Origin of the sequence: Streptomyces sp. NBC_00341 (assembly GCF_041435055.1) — a bacterium.
Lineage (GTDB): Bacteria > Actinomycetota > Actinomycetes > Streptomycetales > Streptomycetaceae > Streptomyces.
Window position 1 is genome coordinate 3,623,761 of record NZ_CP108002.1, and the last position, 18,672, is coordinate 3,642,432.

Annotated in this window: 15 protein-coding genes; 7 read left to right on the forward strand and 8 right to left on the reverse strand. The window is 71.3% G+C overall.

The features are described from left to right. Positions 1-195: 195 nt before the first annotated feature. Positions 196-1,257: an ArsO family NAD(P)H-dependent flavin-containing monooxygenase gene (locus OG892_RS16235; protein ID WP_371629529.1), complete on the forward strand. Its 1,062-nt coding sequence runs from the start codon at positions 196-198 to the stop codon at positions 1,255-1,257. A gap of 59 nt (positions 1,258-1,316) precedes the next feature. On the opposite strand, the gene OG892_RS16240 is transcribed toward OG892_RS16235, so the two are convergent. After that, positions 1,317-1,682, reverse strand: a complete 366-nt coding sequence (locus OG892_RS16240; protein WP_073737246.1) for a helix-turn-helix transcriptional regulator — start codon at positions 1,680-1,682, stop codon at positions 1,317-1,319. Between the two features lie 104 nt (positions 1,683-1,786). On the opposite strand from OG892_RS16240, the gene OG892_RS16245 reads away from it, so the two are divergent. Continuing rightward, positions 1,787-3,184 (forward strand): NAD(P)-binding domain-containing protein, encoded by a 1,398-nt coding sequence (locus OG892_RS16245; protein ID WP_371629530.1) that lies wholly within the window; start codon positions 1,787-1,789, stop codon positions 3,182-3,184. Positions 3,185-3,347: 163 nt separating this feature from the next. Continuing rightward, on the forward strand, positions 3,348-4,037 hold the full coding sequence (locus tag OG892_RS16250) for a response regulator (RefSeq protein ID WP_371629531.1): 690 nt from the start codon (positions 3,348-3,350) through the stop codon (positions 4,035-4,037). A 9-nt stretch (positions 4,038-4,046) separates the two neighbouring features. Here the strand turns inward: OG892_RS16250 and OG892_RS16255 are convergent, their stop codons facing one another. Continuing rightward, positions 4,047-5,288 carry a sensor histidine kinase gene (locus OG892_RS16255; protein WP_371629532.1) on the reverse strand — a complete coding sequence of 414 codons (1,242 nt, stop codon included), beginning with the start codon at positions 5,286-5,288 and terminating at the stop codon, positions 4,047-4,049. Between the two features lie 464 nt (positions 5,289-5,752). Here OG892_RS16255 and OG892_RS16260 point away from each other — a divergent pair, with 464 nt between their 5' ends. Then, on the forward strand, positions 5,753-7,978 hold the full coding sequence (locus OG892_RS16260; protein ID WP_371629533.1) for an MMPL family transporter: 2,226 nt from the start codon (positions 5,753-5,755) through the stop codon (positions 7,976-7,978). A 55-nt stretch (positions 7,979-8,033) separates the two neighbouring features. Here OG892_RS16260 and OG892_RS16265 read toward each other — a convergent pair whose 3' ends face one another. The 3 genes from OG892_RS16265 to OG892_RS16275 all read right to left on the reverse strand — a co-directional run bounded on the left by OG892_RS16265 (position 8,034) and on the right by OG892_RS16275 (position 12,075). Further along, positions 8,034-9,368, reverse strand: coding sequence for an NAD-dependent succinate-semialdehyde dehydrogenase (locus OG892_RS16265; protein ID WP_371629534.1), 1,335 nt, complete (start codon positions 9,366-9,368; stop codon positions 8,034-8,036). 98 nt (positions 9,369-9,466) lie between these two features. Beyond that, positions 9,467-10,585: a zinc-binding dehydrogenase gene (locus OG892_RS16270; protein WP_327337436.1), complete on the reverse strand. Its 1,119-nt coding sequence runs from the start codon at positions 10,583-10,585 to the stop codon at positions 9,467-9,469. Continuing rightward, on the reverse strand, positions 10,585-12,075 hold the full coding sequence (locus OG892_RS16275) for an APC family permease (protein WP_371629535.1): 1,491 nt from the start codon (positions 12,073-12,075) through the stop codon (positions 10,585-10,587). The genes OG892_RS16270 and OG892_RS16275 overlap by 1 nt, the downstream gene beginning before the upstream one ends. A gap of 179 nt (positions 12,076-12,254) precedes the next feature. Between OG892_RS16275 and OG892_RS16280 the strand changes: the two genes are divergently transcribed. Continuing rightward, positions 12,255-12,896 (forward strand): TetR/AcrR family transcriptional regulator, encoded by a 642-nt coding sequence (locus OG892_RS16280; RefSeq protein ID WP_371629536.1) that lies wholly within the window; start codon positions 12,255-12,257, stop codon positions 12,894-12,896. 94 nt (positions 12,897-12,990) lie between these two features. Here the strand turns inward: OG892_RS16280 and OG892_RS16285 are convergent, their stop codons facing one another. The 3 genes from OG892_RS16285 to OG892_RS16295 all read right to left on the reverse strand — a co-directional run bounded on the left by OG892_RS16285 (position 12,991) and on the right by OG892_RS16295 (position 14,888). Next, positions 12,991-13,146, reverse strand: a complete 156-nt coding sequence (locus OG892_RS16285; protein ID WP_158072257.1) for a hypothetical protein — start codon at positions 13,144-13,146, stop codon at positions 12,991-12,993. Next, complete coding sequence (locus OG892_RS16290) at positions 13,143-13,385, reverse strand: hypothetical protein (RefSeq protein WP_073737238.1); 243 nt, start codon at positions 13,383-13,385, stop codon at positions 13,143-13,145. The genes OG892_RS16285 and OG892_RS16290 overlap by 4 nt, the downstream gene beginning before the upstream one ends. 306 nt (positions 13,386-13,691) lie before the next feature. Beyond that, positions 13,692-14,888 (reverse strand): helix-turn-helix domain-containing protein, encoded by a 1,197-nt coding sequence (locus tag OG892_RS16295; protein ID WP_371629537.1) that lies wholly within the window; start codon positions 14,886-14,888, stop codon positions 13,692-13,694. Positions 14,889-15,008: 120 nt separating this feature from the next. Here OG892_RS16295 and OG892_RS16300 point away from each other — a divergent pair, with 120 nt between their 5' ends. Both OG892_RS16300 and OG892_RS16305 read left to right on the forward strand, forming a co-directional pair. Further along, positions 15,009-15,536 (forward strand): flavoprotein, encoded by a 528-nt coding sequence (locus OG892_RS16300; RefSeq protein ID WP_371629538.1) that lies wholly within the window; start codon positions 15,009-15,011, stop codon positions 15,534-15,536. A gap of 275 nt (positions 15,537-15,811) precedes the next feature. Further along, the gene (locus tag OG892_RS16305) at positions 15,812-18,511 is read left to right on the forward strand and encodes an FG-GAP-like repeat-containing protein (protein ID WP_371629539.1); all 2,700 of its coding nucleotides are present in this window, start codon (positions 15,812-15,814) and stop codon (positions 18,509-18,511) included. The last annotated feature ends 161 nt before the right edge of the window (positions 18,512-18,672 follow it).

An 18,672-nucleotide genomic window follows, 5' to 3' on the forward strand; every position in this document is an offset into this window, starting at 1 on the left:
CTGCCAGGGCTGCGGAGCAGGGATCCGCGCGGCACATGCCCGCATCGCGCAACCAGGCGTACGCCCGGGCAGCCTGCTCGGAACCCCGGGTGAGGCCAGGGCACGCAGGGTGCTGTGCCCGGTGTGCGCCGCAGCCGAGGCTCCGAGCACGACAGCCCTGACGCCGCGACCGGGCAGCATGGCAGCCCTGACGCCGTGACCCGGCAAACGGACGTGGTGGTGATCGGCGGCGGGCAGGCCGGACTCGCCGCCGGATACCACCTGCGTCGCAAGAAGCTGGACTTCGTGGTCCTGGACGCGCAGGGCGCACCCGGCGGAGCCTGGCAGCACACCTGGGACTCGCTGCACCTTTTCTCACCGGCCGCCTTCTCCTCACTGCCCGGCCGTCTCATGCCGGCCCGGCCGGGCCACGAGTACCCGGACGCCGGGCACGTCGTGGAGTACCTGAGCGACTACGAGCAGCGCTACGAACTGCCCGTTCACCGCCCGGTCCGGGTCCTGCGGGTACGCCGGGACGGCGATCGGCTGCGGGTGGAGACGGACGACGGCGTCTGGTCCGCCCGAGCGGTCGTCTCGGCGACAGGCACCTGGTGGCGCCCCTTCCTGCCCGCCACCCCCGGCCGGAACGTCTACGCCGGCCACCAGTTGCACACCACCGGCTACCGGCGGCCGTCCGACTTCGCCGGGCAGCGGGTCGTCGTGGTCGGCGGCGGGAACTCGGGGGCGCAGATCGCCGCAGACCTCTCCGCCCACGAGGGCGTCGATCTGACCTGGGTCACCCGGCGCCCGCCGCGCTTTCTTGCTGACGACATCGACGGCCGGGCCCTGTTCGACGCCGCGACCGCCCGGCGCCGCGCCCTGGACGAAGGACGCGGCGACACCGGCGGCGTCGCCTCTCTGGGCGACATCGTCGCCGTCCCGCCCGTCCGCGAGGCACGGGATGCCGGGCTGCTCAAGGCGTCTGCGATGTTCACCCGGCTCACCGCCGACGGCATCGAGTGGGCGGACGGCACCCGGGCCGCAGCCGACGCCGTGATCTGGTGCACCGGCTTCCGGCCGGCACTGTCCCACCTCGCCCCACTGGGCCTTCGTGGACCACGCGGCCACATCCCCACACACGGCACGCGGGCGGCCGACGAACCGCGCCTGCACCTGCTCGGCTACGGCGACTGGACCGGCCCCGCCTCCGCCACCCTCATCGGCGTCGGTCGCCCGGCCCGCGATGCGGCTCAGCAGATCACCGGGCTACTGACCTGAACGGCCACGGCACACTGGACGCATGCGGGTCGAAGTCGTGGTCGTGAGGGAATGCCCGATCAGGTGCGCAGGTCGAGCATGGCGGACATGGCCGCCACGACGGGCGGCGCGACCTTGTAGTACACCCAGGTCCCGCGCCGTTCCGAGGTCAGCAGGCCGGCCTCGCGCAGCTTCTTGAGGTGATGGGACACGGTCGGCTGGGAGACACCGACGTCGGAGATGTCGCACACACACGCCTCACCGCCCGCATGCGAGGCGACCTTGGAGAACAGGCGCAGCCGCACCGGGTCGGACAGCGCCTTGAACATCACGGCCATCTTCTCGGAGTCGGCCTGCGACAGCTCCCCCGCGGTGATCGGCGGGCAGCACGGCACGACCGTTCCGGCGTCCGGCACCGGCAGCTGCACCATCCCTGAATTCGACATATGTCTATGTTGACACTCATCGATACCGGTGGCAAGCTCCGAATATCGACAGCAATCGAAACAGCGGCCGGGAACGGTCGCCGATCCCGGAGGACATCACCGCCATGACCACCACTGCAGACCTCCCGGTTGTCGTCGTCGGCGCCGGCCCCGCCGGACTGGCGGCCGCCGCTCACCTCGTCGAGCGCGGCATCGAGCCGCTGGTCCTGGAGACCGGACCCGGCGCCGCCACCGCGGTACGCGGCTGGTCGCACGTGCGGCTGTTCTCGACCTGGAGCGAGCTCGTCGACCCGGCCGCGGAGAAGCTGCTGGCAGCCACTGGATGGACTCGGCCGGACGCGGACACCTACCCCACCGGCGGGGACTGGGCCGAGCAGTACCTCCAGCCGCTCGCCGATGCCCTCGGGCACAAGGTCCGCTACGGGGCGACCGTCACCGACGTCTCCCGCCTCGGCCGCGACCGGATCGTCGACGCCGACCGCGAGCAGCAGCCCTTCACCCTTCGCGTCACGCGCGCCGACGGCACCGAGGAACGGATCTTGAGCCGCGCCGTGATCGACGCCTCCGGCACCTGGTCCACCCCGAGCCCGATCAGCGCCGACGGGCTTCCCGCCCTGGGCGAGCGCGCCGCCTCCGCCCGGATCTCCTACCGCATCCCCGACCTGGAGGACCCCGCCGTCCGTGCCCGGTACGCCGGAAAGCGCACCGCCGTCATCGGCTCCGGGGCCTCCGCGTTCACCGCACTGGCCACCCTCGCCGGTGTGGCGAAGGACGAGCCCGGCACCCACTCGGTGTGGATCCTGCGCCGCGGCATCAGCGGCTCCACCTTCGGTGGTGGAAGCGCCGACCAGCTCCCCGCGCGTGGCGCCCTGGGGCTGGCCGCGAAGGCCGCCGTCGACGACGGGTACGCCGACGCCGTCACCGGATTCCGCACCGAGGCCGTCGAGCCCGCCGCCGACGGCCGGCTGGTGCTCGTCGGTGCGGACGGCCGGCGCCTGGACCCGGTGGACGAGGTCATCGTCCTGACGGGCCTGCGCCCCGACCTGTCGTTCCTGTCGGAGCTCCGCCTCGCCCTGGACGAGCGCCTGCAGGCACCGGTGGAGCTCGCACCCCTCATCGACCCGAACCAGCACTCCTGCGGCACGGTCTACCCGCACGGCCACCGCGAACTGTCCCACCCCGAGCAGGGCGTCTACCTGGTCGGCATGAAGTCCTACGGACGGGCCCCGACCTTCCTCGCCATGACCGGCTACGAGCAGGTCCGCTCCGTCGCCGCCGCCCTCGCGGGCGACACGGAGGCCGCCGACCGCGTCGAACTCGCCCTCCCCGAGACCGGGGTCTGCGGCGGCGCCGGACTCTTCGACGAACCCGCCGCCGGTCGAGGCGACGAGGGCGGCTGCTGCGCTCCGGCGGCGCCCGCCCTCGTACAGATCGGCACCGGCCTCTCCCTGCCGGTAGCGGTCGCCGAGGACACGGCGTCCGGCGGGTGCTGCGGGTCCTGAACCACCGCGCCCCGGTCACCGCGCTGACCCGCTGGTGGGCCCTTGGTGATCGGCCTGCCCCGGCCAACACGCCGAAGCCTCAGGGCTGACGGGGCATTCCCCCGGGCTGGGACAGCGAAGGAGCGTGCCCGGGCGTTGCGGCCGCTGTGATACGAACTGGCACATGCCCGGGATGAGTATTGACGTTGTGGTTGCCGATGATCAGGAGCTGGTGCGTGCGGGTTTCCGCATGATCCTTGACGCACAACCCGGCATCGAGGTGGTCGGGGAAGCCGCGGACGGCGTGGAGTGCGTTGAGCTCGCGCACCGGCTGCGCCCGCAGGTCGTACTCGCCGACATCCGGATGCCACGGCTGGACGGGTTGGAGGTGACCCGGCGGCTGGCCGGTCCGGGGGTTGCGGATCCGTTGAACGTCGTGGTGATCACGACATTCGACCAGGACGACTACGTGCGTACCGCACTGCGTAACGGGGCGTGCGGGTTCCTGCTGAAGGACGCCACGCCGGCCTTGCTGGTGGAGGCGGTGCACGCCGCCGCCCGGGGGGATGCGCTGGTCTCCCCGGCGGTGACGGTGCGGCTGCTGAAGAGGCTGGAGCTGGCCGAGTCGGGTACGGCGCCGTCCGGGGTGGAGACGTCCGGGGTGGAGGCGTCCGGGCTGAGCGTGCGGGAGTTGGACATCGTGCGGCTGATCGCGGTGGGTCGCACCAATCAGGAGATCTGCGACGAGCTGTTCCTGTCGTTGTCGACCGTCAAGACGTATCTGGGGCGGATCCAGGCCAAGGTCGAGGCGCGCAACCGGGTGGAGATCGCTGCGTGGGCGTGGGAGCACGGCGCGGTACGGCCGGCCGGATGAGCTGCCCGGTCAGTCCGCGGGCGGAGGGCCGGTGGGCGCGGCGGTGTCCTGAGCGCAGGACGGGGCGCGCAGCCGGAAGGTGGCTTTCACTTCCCACCCGCTGTTGTGCAGAGGGCCGGTGTGGAGGGCCCCGTCGAGTGCTTCGACCCGTTCGCGCAGGCCGATGAGGCCGAAGCCGCCCCGGCCGCCGGCCGGCACAGCGGGGCGCTGGGGCCCTCCGGTGTCGGTGATGCTGAGCTGCAGCCAGGTGCTGTCGGCGTCGAGGCGGACCTCGACCTGGGCCCCGGGGGCGTGCCTGCGCACATTGGTGAGTGCTTCCTGGGCCACGCGGTAGGCGGAGATCTCCACTTCGGGGCTGATGTGGGCGGTGCGCGCGGCAGCGGTGGCTTCGAGGCGCGCGGTGGCGGGCGCGAGGCCGGCGGCCGCAGGCGTCGAGTAGCTCGCGGTCAGCTCGGCGAGCTCGCTGAGCAGGTCGCCCGGGCGGACCGCGGTGTGGTTGTCCTCCCTCAGTACGCGGACCAGGCGGCGCATGGATTCCAGCGTCTCGGTGCCGGCCTGCGCGATGTTCCGCAGGATCGGCTCGACCTTGTCGGGTGCGGTGGGGTAGACGGCTGTTGCCGCGTGGGCCTGGACGATGATTCCGGTCATGTGATGGGCGATCAGGTCGTGCAGGTCGCGGGCGAGCGCGAGGCGTTCCGCCTGGCGTACGTCGGTGATGGCCCTGCGTCGCCGCGCCTCCATGGCGCGGATCGCGCAGCCGAGTGTGATGACGATGGCGACTATCACGGTCAGGACGTAGACGCCCGCCACGATGCTCGACCACGAGCCGGTGCGGAAGGGCACGACCAGGACGGTCAGGCTCAGGGCGACGGCCGATGCGGCGGCCGCCTTCGGGCGCGCGGTCCGTGCGGCAGTGCGAAGAAGCAGACCCAGCAGTCCCGCGGTTTCCAGTGCGCCCACGGACGACCCGGTCTGGGGCACCGCGACGCAGATGCCGCTCAACGTCAGTGACATCGCCACCGCCATCCAGATGCGCGGCAGCAACGGCGGCGAGAAGCGTGTGTCACCCACGGAGAGGATCAGGAGCGGGCCCGTCACCAGGACGGGCAGCCAGTTCGTGGCGGGGCGCCACGGGTCGGGCGACATGGACAGCAGAGCGATGTCCGCGAACCCCGTCAGGGCGAGCGCGAGCAGCGCACAGACGGTGATGAGGCGTTTGACCGCGGGAGTAAACGGAAGATGCAGGTCCACGCCGGCCAGCGTAGGTGTACGGGTCCGGGTCGCCGTGTCGGCCGAATGACCGACAGGTCCGCGCCGGAACAGTACCTATGGCCGACATCGCGGGGCGTCCTCGCAGGAAACCATGGCAATCACCGGCGGCCGGTCCTCCCCCGAGGCCGGCCGCCGGGATCAGCGCCGTCAGTGCCGACGGCGTGCATGGGCCGGCGGCGCCGCGGCCGGCCGGTCAGGTGGCCGCACCGCGCCGCTGGGGTCCGGGGCCGTCACACGCGGTGACGGGTCCGGGCGGCGTGCCGCGCCCTGTGGGGACGGCGGCCGGTACGCGCCGCAGCGCCCGCAGCCGCAACCGGCGGGGCGCTGCGGCACCCCTCAACCCCGGAGCCGGGAACGGAAGTGCTGAGCGAGGAGCGACGCACCGTTCAAGCCGCGTATGTCCGCCGACCGAGCACCTTCCTTCCAAACGGAGTCACACCCTCATGGCAACTTTCCTGCACAGGATCGGCCGGTTCGCCTTCCGGCGGCGCCGGCTGGTCGTCCTCCTGTGGGCCGTCGTCCTGGGCGCCGTCGGCGCCGGCGCGGCCGGCACCTCGGGTTCGGCCGATTCGAGCTTCACCCTGCCCGGCACGGAGTCCCAGCGCGCCTTCGACCTCCTCGGCGAGAAGTTCCCGGCCGCCAACGCCGAAGGCGCGTCCGCTCGCGTCGTGCTGCGGGCCCCCGACGGCCGGAAGATCAGCGGTGCCGAGAACAAGGCAGCAGCCGAAGCGGCGCTGAAGGACCTCAGGAACTCCTCGTCCCGCATCGGCCAGGTCAGCGATCCCTTCGCCACCAAGGCGGTGAGCGCGGACGGCACCACTGCCTACGCCCAGGTCAACTACACGGCTGCCGCAGCGGATCTGACCGACGCCGACCACACCGGGATCGACGACGCACTGGACGTGGGCCGCGCCGGAGGGCTGACGGCCGAGGCATCCGGTGACGCGCTCGCGGCCCCGGAGGGAGGCCACTCCGCGGAGGCCATCGGCTTCGCCCTCGCCGCCGTCATCATGGTCATGACCTTCGGGTCTCTCATCGCCGCCGGTCTCCCGCTGATCACCGCCGTCGTGGGCGTCGGTGTCAGCACCACGGCCATCACGGCGGTGAGCGCGGTCTTCGATCTCAACAGCAACACCTCGGCGCTCGCGTCGATGCTCGGTATCGCCGTCGGAATCGACTACGCACTGTTCATCGTCTCCCGCTACCGCTCGGAACGGGCGGACGGATACGACGCGAAGGAAGCCGCGGCACGGGCGAACGGCACCGCTGGTTCAGCCGTCGTCTTCGCCGGAGTGACCGTCGTCATCGCCCTCGCCGGCCTGGCCGTGGTCAACCTGCCCATGCTCACCGCCATGGGCCTGGCCGCCGCCGGGGCTGTCGTCGTCTCCGTCCTCGTGGCCGTCACCCTGGTGCCGGCGCTGCTGGGGTTCACCGGGGAGCGGGTCCTGGGCAGAGCCCGCCGGAAGTCCGCGCGCACTCCGGCACAGACCGCCGCCCCCAAGGCGGCGATCGGCCACCGCTGGATCGCCTTCGTCCTGCGCAGGCCGGTCAGGGTCCTCGTGCTCGCGGTCGTCGCTCTCGGCGTCGTCGCCCTGCCCGCCACTCAGCTCAAGCTCGGGCTGCCGGACGACGGCTCCAGGCCCGCCTCCTCCACCCAGCGCAAGGCGTACGACCTCCTGGCCGACTCCTTCGGGCCCGGCTTCAACGGCCCGCTGACCCTGACCGTCGACGACCAGGACCCCGGTACCGCCCGCGGCACCGCCGCCGGCATGAGCAAGGCCGTCGCCGGTCTCCCGGACGTGGCGTCCGTGTCACCCGCCGCATTCAACAAGGCCGGCGACACCGCCATCATCACAGTGATCCCCAAGAGCGGACCGAGCAGCGACGCCACCAAGGAACTCGTCGGCGACATCCGTTCGCTGGCCGCCGACGACACCGGGCCGTCCACCGGCGCGCGGTCCATGGTGACCGGCTCCACCGCACTGAACATCGACGTCTCGGAGAAGTTCAGCGCGGCGATCCTTCCCTATCTGGCGCTCGTCGTCGGCCTGGCGATCCTCGTGCTGATCCTGGTCTTCCGCTCCGTCATGGTCCCCGTGAAGGCAGCGCTCGGCTTCCTCCTCTCGGTCCTGGCCGCGCTCGGTGCGCTCGTCGCCGTCTTCCAGTGGGGCTGGCTCAAGGACCTGGTCGGCCTCGAACAGACCGGCCCGATCATGAGCCTCATGCCGATCCTCATGGTGGGCATCGTGTTCGGCCTCGCGATGGACTACCAGGTGTTCCTGGTGACTCGCATGCGTGAGGCGTACGTCCACGGGGCCGACGCCCGCACCGCGATCGAGACCGGCTTCAAGCACAGCTCGAAGGTCGTCACGGCCGCGGCCCTCATCATGATCTCCGTGTTCGCCGGCTTCGTCGGAGGCGACGATGCCATGATCAAGTCGCTCGGCTTCGGCCTCGCGATCGCCGTGGCATTCGACGCCTTCGTCGTCCGCATGACCATCGTGCCCGCCGCCCTGGCGCTCCTGGGACGGCACGCGTGGTCGCTGCCCGCCTGGATCGACCGCATCCTGCCCAACGTCGACATCGAGGGCGAAAAGCTCGCCCGGCGCGCACCGGACGAAGGCCGTCAGGACAAGGACACGACGCCGCAGTACACCGGCCAGTACTGATCCGCGCCCGGATTCGCCCCCGGGCCCGGGATTCGCCCCCCGGGCCCGCCGCTGCCTACGCCACCGTGCGGATGAGCTTCTTGTTGACGAACTCCTCGATCCCCGGGCGGCCGAGCTCGCGGCCGAAGCCGGAGCGCTTGATGCCGCCGAAGGGCAGCTCGGCGCCCTCCGCGCCGACGCCGTTGACGAACACCATGCCTGCCTCGATGCCGTCGGCGACGCGGGCGGCCTGTGCGGGGTCGGTGGTGAAGACGTACGAACCGAGGCCGTACGGGGTGTCGTTGGCGATCCGCAGCGCGTCCTCCTCGTCGGCCGCCCGGAAGACCATGGCGACCGGGCCGAAGAGCTCCTGGCGTGCGGCGGTGTGCTCGGTGGTGAGGCCGGTGAGGACCCCGGCCGGGAAGTGGGCGCCGCTGCGTTCGCCCTCGGTGTGCAGCGTCGCGCCCTCCGCGACGGCGGCGGCCACCTGGCGCTCCAGGGTGTCGGCGGCAGCGACCGAGGACAGGGGAGCTCCGGACTGGCGGGCGAGGAGCGCGGCGGTGAACTTCTCGACGAACGTGTCGTAGAGACCGGAGGTGACGATGAACCGCTTGGCCGCGTTGCAGGCCTGACCGGTGTTGTCGAGGCGGGCGGACACGGCGGCGTCCACGACGGAGTCGAGGTCGTCGGAGGCCAGCACGAGGAACGGGTCGGAGCCGCCGAGTTCGAGGACGACCTTCTTCAGGTGGCGCCCGGCGATCTCGGCGACGGCGGCACCGGCCCGTTCCGAGCCGGTCAGGGACACGCCGTGGACACGCGGGTCCGCGATCACGTCGGCGATCTGCTCATTGGTGGCGTACACGTTGACGTACGCGCCGACGGGGAAGCCCGCCTCGGCCACCAGCCGTTCGAGCAGTGCCGCGGTGGCCGGGCACTGCGGGGCGTGCTTGAGGACGATGGTGTTGCCGAGGGCGAGGTTCGGGGCGGCGAACCTGGCTACCTGGTAGGCGGGGAAGTTCCACGGCATGATGCCGAGCAGGACACCCACCGGGCTGCGCCGGACGACGGCGCGACCGGGGCCGGAGGTGACGGAGAGCTCCTCGTCGGCGAGGAACTCCTCGGCGTGGTCGGCGTAGTAGTGGTAGATGTCGACGCAGAAGTCGATCTCGCCCTCCGCCTCTTCGAGCGGCTTGCCCATCTCGCGCACGATGCCCGCTGCCAGTTCGGCGCGGTGCTCCGCGTGCAGATCCCCGAGCCGGCGCAGAAGCGCGGCACGCTCGGCCGCGGAGGTGCTGCGTCCCCAGGCGGTGGCCGCGTGGGCGGCGTCTACGGCCGCGGTCACCTCGGCGTCGGTGGCGGTCGGGTAGGTCTGCGTGGTCGTGCCGGTGGACGGGTCGGTGACGGCGTACATCAGGTCTCCAGGAAGTGTGGGGGGCGGGGAACGGTAGCAGGGAGGTTGCGGCGCCGGCCTCGCTTGCGGGTGTGCCGCGAGGCCGGCGTCGCGGAGTCCTACGGTTCCAGAATGGTGCGGGCCCCCACGGCGGACTTGAGGTCCTCGAAGGCGGCGGCTGCTTCGTGGAGGGGGCGGACCTTGCCGATCAGCTCGTCCAGCGGCAGCCGGCCGGCCAGGTAGAGGCGGGCCAGCTTCGGGATGTCGATCGCGCCGACGCTGGAGCCGTAGTTGCAGCCGAGGATGCGCTTTCCCTGGTCGGCGAGGTCGAAGAGGTTGAACGCGCCCGTCGCGCCGTCGGCGGCCATGCCGACCAGGACGGCCGCCCCGCCGGAGGTGAGCATGCTCGGGAGGGTCTCGATGACCTTGGGGCTGCCGATGGCCTCGAAGGCGTAGTCGACCCCGCCGAGTTCCTCCTGGCACCAGGCGGCCACGTCGGTCGTGGCGGCGTCGAGCGTGTGGGTCGCCCCGAACCGTTCGGCGGCGGCCAGGCGCTCGGGCGAGAGGTCGACGGCGATGATCGGATCGGCCCCCACCAGGCGCAGGCCCATCACCACGGACAGGCCCACCCCTCCGGCGCCGACGACGACCGCGGACTCGCCGGCCCGCACGCCCGCGGTGTTCAGGACCGCGCCGATGCCGGTGGAGATGGAGCAGCCCAGCAGGGCCCCGATGCCGAACGGCAGCTCGTCGGGGACCTTGACCACGGCCGATTCGGGCACGACGACCCGGCTCGTGAACGCGCCGAGTCCCAGGAAGGGCCAGACCTCTTCCCCCCGGGCGTCGGTGATGGGTGTCGTGCCGTCAGGCAGGGTGTTGGCCACGGCCTGGGTGCCGGTGCACAGCCAGGCCATGCCGGCCAGGCACTTCCGGCAGCGGCGGCAGGGCGCGAACCAGGAGAGGACGACGTGGTCGCCCGCCTGCACCGCGCCGACGCCGTCACCTGTGTCCGTGACCACGCCGGCGGCCTCGTGGCCCATGACGAGGGGGCGGTCGCTGGGCCAGTCCCCCGTCAGGATGTGCAGATCGGAGTGGCACACCCCGGCAGCGCGGATGTCGATCTCGACCTCGCCGGGTCCGGCGGGCCGGTGGGAGATCTCGCGGGTGTGCAGTCCCGCGACGGGGTCGTAGACGAGGGCGGGGGCGGTGGCGGTGGCGGTGGAGAGGTGCGCGGACATCAGAGAGCCTTGACTTCCTCGGTCGACTTGGTCGACTTGTTGGGGGTGAGCCGGGTGTGGGGTTTGGCGACGGCGACGTAGACCAGGCCGACGACGAGCAGCGCGGAGAAGACCAGGACCACGGCCCACACCTGGACCCAGCTGCCGGACGGCGGGGCGAGTTCGGCGCGGGGCCAGGCGATGTTGACCGCCTCGAACAGCAGCCACACCACGGCGGCCACGTTGATCACCAGACCGGCCCGGCCCAGCCGGAACTCGCCCTCCGCCGGATTCCAGCGGCCTCGGAGGCGTGCGACGAGCGCGACGAGGGCGACCGCCAGGAAGATGAAGTAGAAGCCACCGGATCCGAAGGAGATCAGCGTGGCCGCCGCGTTGCCGTTGAGCCCGAGCAGGAGGCCGAGCCCCGCGAGGACGGCCGTCACGGTGAGCGAGACCCAGGGGATCTGGCGCTCTCCGACCTTGGCCAGCTGAGCGGAGCAGGGCAGCTGCCGGTCCCGCGCGAAGGCGTAGACGGCCCGCCCGATGTAGGTCTGGATCGAGATGGCGCAGGCGAAGAACGCGACCAGGACGACGACGATGAACGGCTTCCCGCTCCAGCTGCCCAGGCCCTGCGTCACCGCGTCGAAGACGGGGTCCACGGTCTTCCCTGAGACGGCGTCCTCGGGGCGGCGCAGCGCGAACGTCACCGCGATCGAGGTCAGCAGCACCGTGAACGCCACGAACACGTAGGAGCGCAGCAGAGCCCGGGGCACGCTGCGGCGCGGCCGCTCGGTCTCCTCCGCGACCTGGGTGGTCGCGTCGAACCCGAGGAAGGCCCAGCCGGCCACGGCCAGACACGTCACGAACCCGGCCACGACGGACCCGCCGGAGGCGGACTCCGCGCCCAGGGTGTCGAACAGGATGCTGAATCCGTGGTGGCGTGCGAAGAGCAGCAGGAACACGCTGACGGCGATGGAGACAACGCCTTCGGCGACGATGCCCGCGTTGAGGAAGTGCTTGACCGGGTTGACGCCGAGCAGATTGATGCCCAGGGCCACGGCGATGAAGACCACTCCGAGCAGTACATGGGTCACCGGTGACGGTTCCGAGTCGCTGAAGAGCATGTGCAGCCAGCTGGAACCGAGGTAGGCCACGGTGGTCAGGGACGCGATGGCCGAGGCCAGATAGATCCACCCCACCAGCCAGCCCAGCCGGGGTCCGCCCAGCCGGCGGACCCACTGGTAGACCCCACCGGTGATCGGGAACTGCGAGGAGAGTTCGGCGTAGACCGTGGCGACCAGCAGCTGCCCCAGGAAGGCGACGACGACCGCCCAGATCCAGGTGGGTCCGGCGAAGACGAACCCCAGCTGGGCGACGGCGTAGATGCCGACCACCGGGGAGATCGTCGCGAACCCGAGAGCGAACACGGCCCACGCGGACAGGGTGCGTTTGAGCTCCTGTTCGTAGCCGTATTCAGCCAGCTCACCGGCATCGGCACGGTTGTGGTCCACGTTCGTCTCCTGGCATTGCTGGGCGCGCGTTCGGCGGCGCTCACACGGTGGAGGCCGCCGTCGGCTCGCCGTTCTCGTCCCGGTACGGGCTGTTGCCACGGCAGCCGTTCGAGCGGCGATCCATTTATTGGCTGTAGAGCCAATTGTTATTTGGCTGCACAGCCAATAGCATCCTCGCCATGACGTCAAGGGGTCCTGAGAGGCAAGTCCGCAAAGCGGCGGCCGAACGCCGGCGCGAGATCGTGGCAGCTGCCGCGCAGGTCGGGCTTGAAGACGGCCTGGAGTGCGTCACCCGGCAGCGGATCGCCGACGGCCTCGGAGTCCAGTCCGGACTCATCCACCACTACTTCCCCGTGGTCGAGGAACTCGTGGCCGAGGCGTTCACCAGCGCCACCACGGCAGAGCTGGACGGCCTGCTGCCCGAGGCGGCGGCGGCCGAGACCGGGAGCGATGGCCCCCTGGGCACCCTCCAGCGCTTCTTCACCCTGATCTCGGACACCGAGTTCGACAACGTGAGCAAGCTCTGGATCAACGCGCGGCACCTGTCCCGCTACCGTCCCGTGCTGCACGACCAGGTCGTCAGCCAGGAGCTGCGCTGGTGCCACCGCATCGAACAGATCATCACGCGCGGCGTACGGGAGCAGGCGTTCCGCTGCGAGGATCCGTGGGCGGCCGCCGTACGCATCCTCGCCGTCGTGGACGGAGCCAGCGCGTACATCAACACCAGCGCCGACCGGCGCATGGAACCCCTCACCAACCTTGCCCGCACACTCGCGGAAGCAGAACTGGGCCTGCCGGCCGGCGGCCTGCGCCTGCCCTGACGGGCCCCCTGGGTCCCACTGGTCCCACCAGGGACGCCACGGAGCCACACCGTGCGACTCGCCCGATCCGTTGGGGGCGCGAACGGGCGGGAGCTCAGTGGGACGGGTAGGTGTACGTCCTCGGCCGGGGCGGTGGTGTGCACAGCTCGCGGTGGACGGTGATCGTCACGCCGGGGCCGGTTGCTCCGGGGATGTCGTACGCGGATGACTCGTCGGCGGTCATCGGCAGGTCGCAGCGGTCGCAGATCATCGGGCCTCCTTCGGGGTGGCGACGAGTCGGCAGCGGGCCACCTCTTCGTACGCGGTGTGGCCCGTCCTTCCGGCGTGCTTCAGGGCCCAGTGGTCGGGGCCGATGTGCGAGGGGCTCGGTTCGGACGTCGCGGTGCAGTCGGGTTCGAGGCAGCGGACGACGATGACGGTCTGCGGCAACTCGCCACGGGGGGCGCCGATCGTCCACTCCACGAACCGCATGACCGAGCGGGGGCTCACCCCGTCACCTTCCGGGTCCGGGATGCGCACGCCTGCGTGTCCGCACAGGCGCGGGGGAACCACGAGTACGCGGCATCACCGGCCGGGCGGGCGCGCCGCTCGCCCAGGTCGACGTCAGCGCCGACCGCGAGCGGATGACGGCACCAGACACAGCGCCACCCCCGCCGCTGCTGCTCACTCAATGCGCCGACTGGCGGCAGATCTCTCACGGTCATGGCGGTCCCCGGCTCGTCGCTGATCAGTGAGACGAGCGTTCCAGGACACGAGGGGCACAACGCTCACAGATGTGTGAGCGTGGTGAGCGGTCTACAGGCCGATCCAGGTAGCCATACCGGCGAGGGATTCAGACGTGCGGCGGGACGTGTGGAGCAGCCCTGTCACCGTCTCCCGGGTCCGCGGGTGGTAGCGGGTCTGCTCCGGGGCGGTCCGTCGTGCTGCGACCAGGTTCCGCAGGGAGGCGTCCAGGTGCCCGGTCTCCATCTCCACCAGCGCACGGTCCACCAGATATCGGGAGCGCCGTGAGGTCAGCGTCGTGGGCGGAAGCTTCAACGCGCGGGCTTGGCGCAGCGCGTCGTCGTAGCGGCGCATGGTGATGGCCGCGCCCATCTCGTGGAGGGTCACGTTCATCTGGCCGAAGCTGAGCCAGTGCACCTCGGGGGCCTCGCCGCCGACGCGTTCGGCCAGTTCACGGGCTGCGGCGATGTGGTGGTCAACGGCACTGCTGTCGCCGGCTCGGGCAGCCACGGCCGAGGCCCCGAGGTGCAGTTGACCGGCGACGGCGAGCCCTTCCCGCGACCTCAGGTCAACGACGAGCGCCTGACCGGCCTCGACCAGCCGCCGCCCGAGACCCTGCTCGGCCTCGGCATGCCCGAGCGCCCGGCGGTACTGGCGAATCGCGGCAAGGCACGGGTCCGACGCCCGGTCGGCGGCCCAGCCCATGCGGTCCAGGGCGACGAAGGCGAGGTCAGGGAAACCCAGCTTCACGGCGATGTCGTGAGCCGTGCGGTAGGTGGACGCGAGGGCACGCCACGTCTCGGTCGTCGGCACGGTGGTGGCTGCGAGAGTCAGGTCGCCGATGACCTCGGGCAGGGCCCGCGCCGCTTTGCGGAGGTGCGTCGCCCGGACCTCCTGACAGAGGCGGTCGGCATCCGACACCAGATCGGCCACCGGGCGTGCCGGGATGCGACCGCCCGGTGCCAGGTCGTACAGGGAGAGGGACTCGCGGATCGGGCGCACCAGGGCGGCGAGGCGCCGGTGTTGCGCGCCAGTCGCCTGCGACGGCCCGGTGAGGAGAGTGACGTCGATCCCGAGGGCGACAGCAATGGCGGCGGTGAACGCGGCAGAAGCGACGCGCGCCCCGCACTCCACCTGATTCAGCAGGCTGTACGAGTACGGAATCCGCTGTGCAAGCGCTCGTTGGCTGAGCCGGGCGCGCCGCCGTTGCTCCTTGATGCGTTCGCCTGTGCTGCGTTCGCCTGTGCTGCTGTCGTCGGGGGTGGGCATACTGCTACCTCGTTCCTGACTCGTCATCCGGAACCGTACCCACGCCACCTGGCGTTGGACCCCGTATCGCCCCCGATTCCATCCGTTTCGGGGGTGGTTGCATGTGTTGGGATGGGCGGTATGACGACTCTCTATCTGTTCGGCTCGGCCGCGCCGCCCGTCTTCGAGGTAGCCGACGTCATCTCAGACGCCCAGCAGCGCGGCTGGGATGTGTGCCTCGGCCTGACACCGTCGGCAGCTCGCTGGCTGGAGAAGGACGTGCCCGAGTTGGAGCGTCTGACCGATCACCCGGTGCGCTCGGAGTACAAGCTCCCCGGGCAGCCGGACGTATGGCCCAAGGCGGACGTCATCCTCCTCGCCCCCGCCACCTTCAACACGATCAATCAGTGGGCCCTCGGGATCACATCGACGTTCGTCGTCGGCGTCGTGGCGGAGGGTATCGGCAAACGGATCCCGACGGTCGCGATGCCGTGTGTGAACGCCGCCTATGCGCAACACCCCCAGTTCGACACGTCGGTGGAGACGCTGCGTACGGCTGGCGTGACGGTGCTCTACGGGGCGGGCGGCTTCGAGCCGAACCAGCCCGGTGAGCGGCTGCCCTACCCGTGGCGCCTTGCTCTCGATGCTGTAGCGGGCCGCACGGCATGACCGGCCGATGATCGTCGTGGGGCGGTCCTACGTTCCGGACCGTGGCAACCGGACCGGGTGATGAACTGATCGATTCGGCTCCGTGGCAAAAATCCCCAGCCCGATGTCAGAGCCGTCCGATAGAAAGGCCGTTCCTCGCGGGCCACCGCACCCAATGGCCGCGCCGGGCTTGCCCTTGGTGTGACGCTCCACGCTTCACCGGCGCTGAACTCCAAGACACACAAGGGGACTTGCAGTACTCACGTGACCACGAACGAGACCAATGGGGTGGGGAATTGAGCACGAGCAAGAAGCACACGCACAGACCGCTGGGCCTGAGGAGACGGGCGCTCCTGACCGTCGGCGTCGTCGTCCTGAGCGGAGCGGGGTCAGCGGCCTACGCGGTCGCCGGTCCGGCCGGCAACGGAACGGCGGTTGACCACGAGGTGCGGGCCGCGGCCGTGCGTACGGTCGGGCTCGCCGGCCAGGGGGCCGGTCGCAAGGGGCTGCCGAAGCAAGGCACCAAGGAGTACAGCGCAGCCCTGCTGACCTGGTCGGACCCGGACGCCGAGCTCAAGGGGACGGCCCAGATACGTTCGAAGGGGGTCGGGACCGGTAAGTGGTCGGGCTGGCAGGCGTTGCCGGACGACCCCTTCTCCGCCGACGGCAAGGAGGCCGAGGACGCGGCGCCCCGCGGCGGCACCTCCGCGGTGTGGACCGGGCCCTCGGACGGCGTCGAGGTGCGGGTGGTCGCCGCAGACGGCTCCGCCTCCGCGCTCCCGTCCGGCATGGACGTGAAACTCCTCGACCCCGGCACCGACCCGGCGGGCGCCCCGAAGCCCGTCGCGTCCGCGCGAGACGTCACGCCGGCCCCGTCGGACACGGGCACCGACGCGCCCGCACCCGCGGGCACCACCTCTTCGCCCACCGATCCCGCGACCCCGACGGCACCGCCCACCACCCCCGCGAGCCCGACCGCCCCGGCCACGCCCAGCGGGACGGCGACGGCCTCCCCTTCGCCGACCGCTCCGGCTCCCCTGCCCTCGACCGTCGTCAAGCCGCCGATCATCACCCAGGCCCAGTGGGGTGCCTCGACGGACTACGACGGCACGCCCGAATACGGTCAGGAGATCAAGGCCGCCGTCGTCCATCACACCGGCGTCGACCAGGACAACGGCGTCCCCTGCAGCCAGTCGATGGCCCGGATGCGCACCATCCAGCAGGAGCACTTCGCCCGCGGCTACTACGACATCGGCTACAACTTCGTCGTCGACCGCTGCGGCCAGATCTTCGAGGGCCGCAGCGGCGGCATGGACCTCCCGGTGACCGGCGCCCACGACGTCGGCTTCAACACCGACACGGTCGGCATCTCGTACATCGGCAACACGATGACGCTGAAGCCGACCCGGGCCGGCCTGGAGGCCATTTCCCGGGTCGTCGCCTGGAAGTTCGGCATGTACGGCATCAGCCCGAGCTCCAACGTGACCCTGGTGTCCGGTTCGCCGCTCGGCCAGGACGGCAACAAGGTCGCAGAGGGCGAATCGATCACGCTGCCCCGGGTCTTCGGCCACCGCGACACCAACGCCACGCTGTGCCCCGGCGACGCCCTGTACGGCAAGCTGCCGCTGCTCCGTACCCTCGCCGCCTCGCCCGGCATCTCGCATGCCCTCACCCGCTCGGACTTCGACGGTGACGGCGTGACCGACCTGGTCGCGGGCACCCCGCAGACGGGCAGCGGCGCCGGTTCGCTCACGGTCGTCCCGGGCGGCGACGACGGCCCGGTCGCCTCCGCGGGGAGGATCATCGACCAGAACAGCCCCGGCGTCCCCGGCAGCAGCGAGTCCGGTGACCTCTTCGGCGCGTCCAACGCGTACGGCGATGTCAACGGTGACGGATACGGCGACCTCGTCATCGGCTCGCCCGGCGAGGACGACACCAGCGGCCACGCCGACTCGGGCCTGATCTCCGTGATGTACGGCCCCGCGCTCAACACCGGCACGTCGTACGGGACCGCGACCGCGACCCGCGCCACCGGTGAGAAGCTCGGCACCTCCGTCGCCACCGGAGACTTCGACGCGGACGGCAGGTCCGACGTCTTCTCCGTCGCGCCCGGCGAGCCCGGCCGCTGGTGGTCGTACGACTCCGGCACCGGCGCGGCCACATCCGGGTACCTGAACACCACCGCCTACACGGCGGCCGTCTCCTACGCGGCCGTCGCCACCGGCGACTTCAACCGGGACGGTTACGCGGACGCCGCCGTCAACTTCCGTGACCCGAGCGGCATTTCCCGTGTCCTGTGGCTGAAGGGATCGTCCGGCGGGCTGCAGCGCGTCGGGATCCTCTCCGCGAAGGGCGGCCGCTCCCTGGCCGCCGGCGACGTCACCGGCGACGGCATCGACGACCTGGTCGTCGGCCAGCCGGGCACGACCGAGTCCGGTACGACCGTCAAGGGCGGCACGGTCACCCTGCTCAAGGGCACGACGACCGGCCTCACCGCGACCGGCGCGATCACTCTCGGACAGGATTCAGCCGATGTGCCGGGCGGCGGCGAGACGGGCGACGACCTCGGCGCCTCCGTCGCAGTCGGCGACTACGACCTCGACGGGTACGCGGACGTCATGGCCGGATCCCCGAACGAGGACATCACCCGTGCCGGGGTGAGCCGGGTGGACGCCGGCGCGGTGATCCTCTTCAAGGGCACCTCCACCGGCATCTCGGGTACCGGCTCGGTCACCTACAGCCAGGACACGGCCGACGTCTCCGGTGACACGGAGTCCGGTGACCGGCTGGGATCCTCCGTCCTCCTCCAGGACCTGTCCGGCTACGGCCGTGCGGACCTGGCGATCGGCGCGGACGGCGAGAACGCCGGCGACGGCGTTTTCCTCCAGCTGGACAGCGGCAGCGCGGGCATCTCCGCCAAGAGCGCCCTCTACTACGGCCGCTCCAACCTCGGCACCCCGGTGGCTGCCCACCTCGGCCAGACGCTGGCACCGTGATGCCGGGGCCGACACAGATACCGGGGCCGTCACGCTGAGGCCCTGACAACACGGACGATCGACGGAAGGGCCGGTGCCCGGCGGACAACCGCCGGGCACCGGCCCGCGTTGGGGGGTGACCCGCGCGCGAGGTCAGCCCACGCGCCGGTCTGTCGCGCGCT

What these genes read in the sequence shown, in the direction of transcription:
- OG892_RS16265 (WP_371629534.1), bottom strand. Translation starts at nt 9,368, where the DNA reads ATGTACGCCGTCACCGACCCGTCCACCGGCACGACCACGCAGACCTAC.
- OG892_RS16280 (WP_371629536.1), top strand. Translation starts at nt 12,255, where the DNA reads ATGACGTCAAGGGGTCCTGAGAGGCAAGTCCGCAAAGCGGCGGCCGAA.
- OG892_RS16295 (WP_371629537.1), bottom strand. Translation starts at nt 14,888, where the DNA reads ATGCCCACCCCCGACGACAGCAGCACAGGCGAACGCAGCACAGGCGAA.
- OG892_RS16245 (WP_371629530.1), top strand. Translation starts at nt 1,787, where the DNA reads ATGACCACCACTGCAGACCTCCCGGTTGTCGTCGTCGGCGCCGGCCCC.
- OG892_RS16240 (WP_073737246.1), bottom strand. Translation starts at nt 1,682, where the DNA reads ATGTCGAATTCAGGGATGGTGCAGCTGCCGGTGCCGGACGCCGGAACG.
- OG892_RS16270 (WP_327337436.1), bottom strand. Translation starts at nt 10,585, where the DNA reads ATGTCCGCGCACCTCTCCACCGCCACCGCCACCGCCCCCGCCCTCGTC.
- OG892_RS16260 (WP_371629533.1), top strand. Translation starts at nt 5,753, where the DNA reads ATGGCAACTTTCCTGCACAGGATCGGCCGGTTCGCCTTCCGGCGGCGC.
- OG892_RS16300 (WP_371629538.1), top strand. Translation starts at nt 15,009, where the DNA reads ATGACGACTCTCTATCTGTTCGGCTCGGCCGCGCCGCCCGTCTTCGAG.
- OG892_RS16250 (WP_371629531.1), top strand. Translation starts at nt 3,348, where the DNA reads ATGCCCGGGATGAGTATTGACGTTGTGGTTGCCGATGATCAGGAGCTG.
- OG892_RS16285 (WP_158072257.1), bottom strand. Translation starts at nt 13,146, where the DNA reads ATGATCTGCGACCGCTGCGACCTGCCGATGACCGCCGACGAGTCATCC.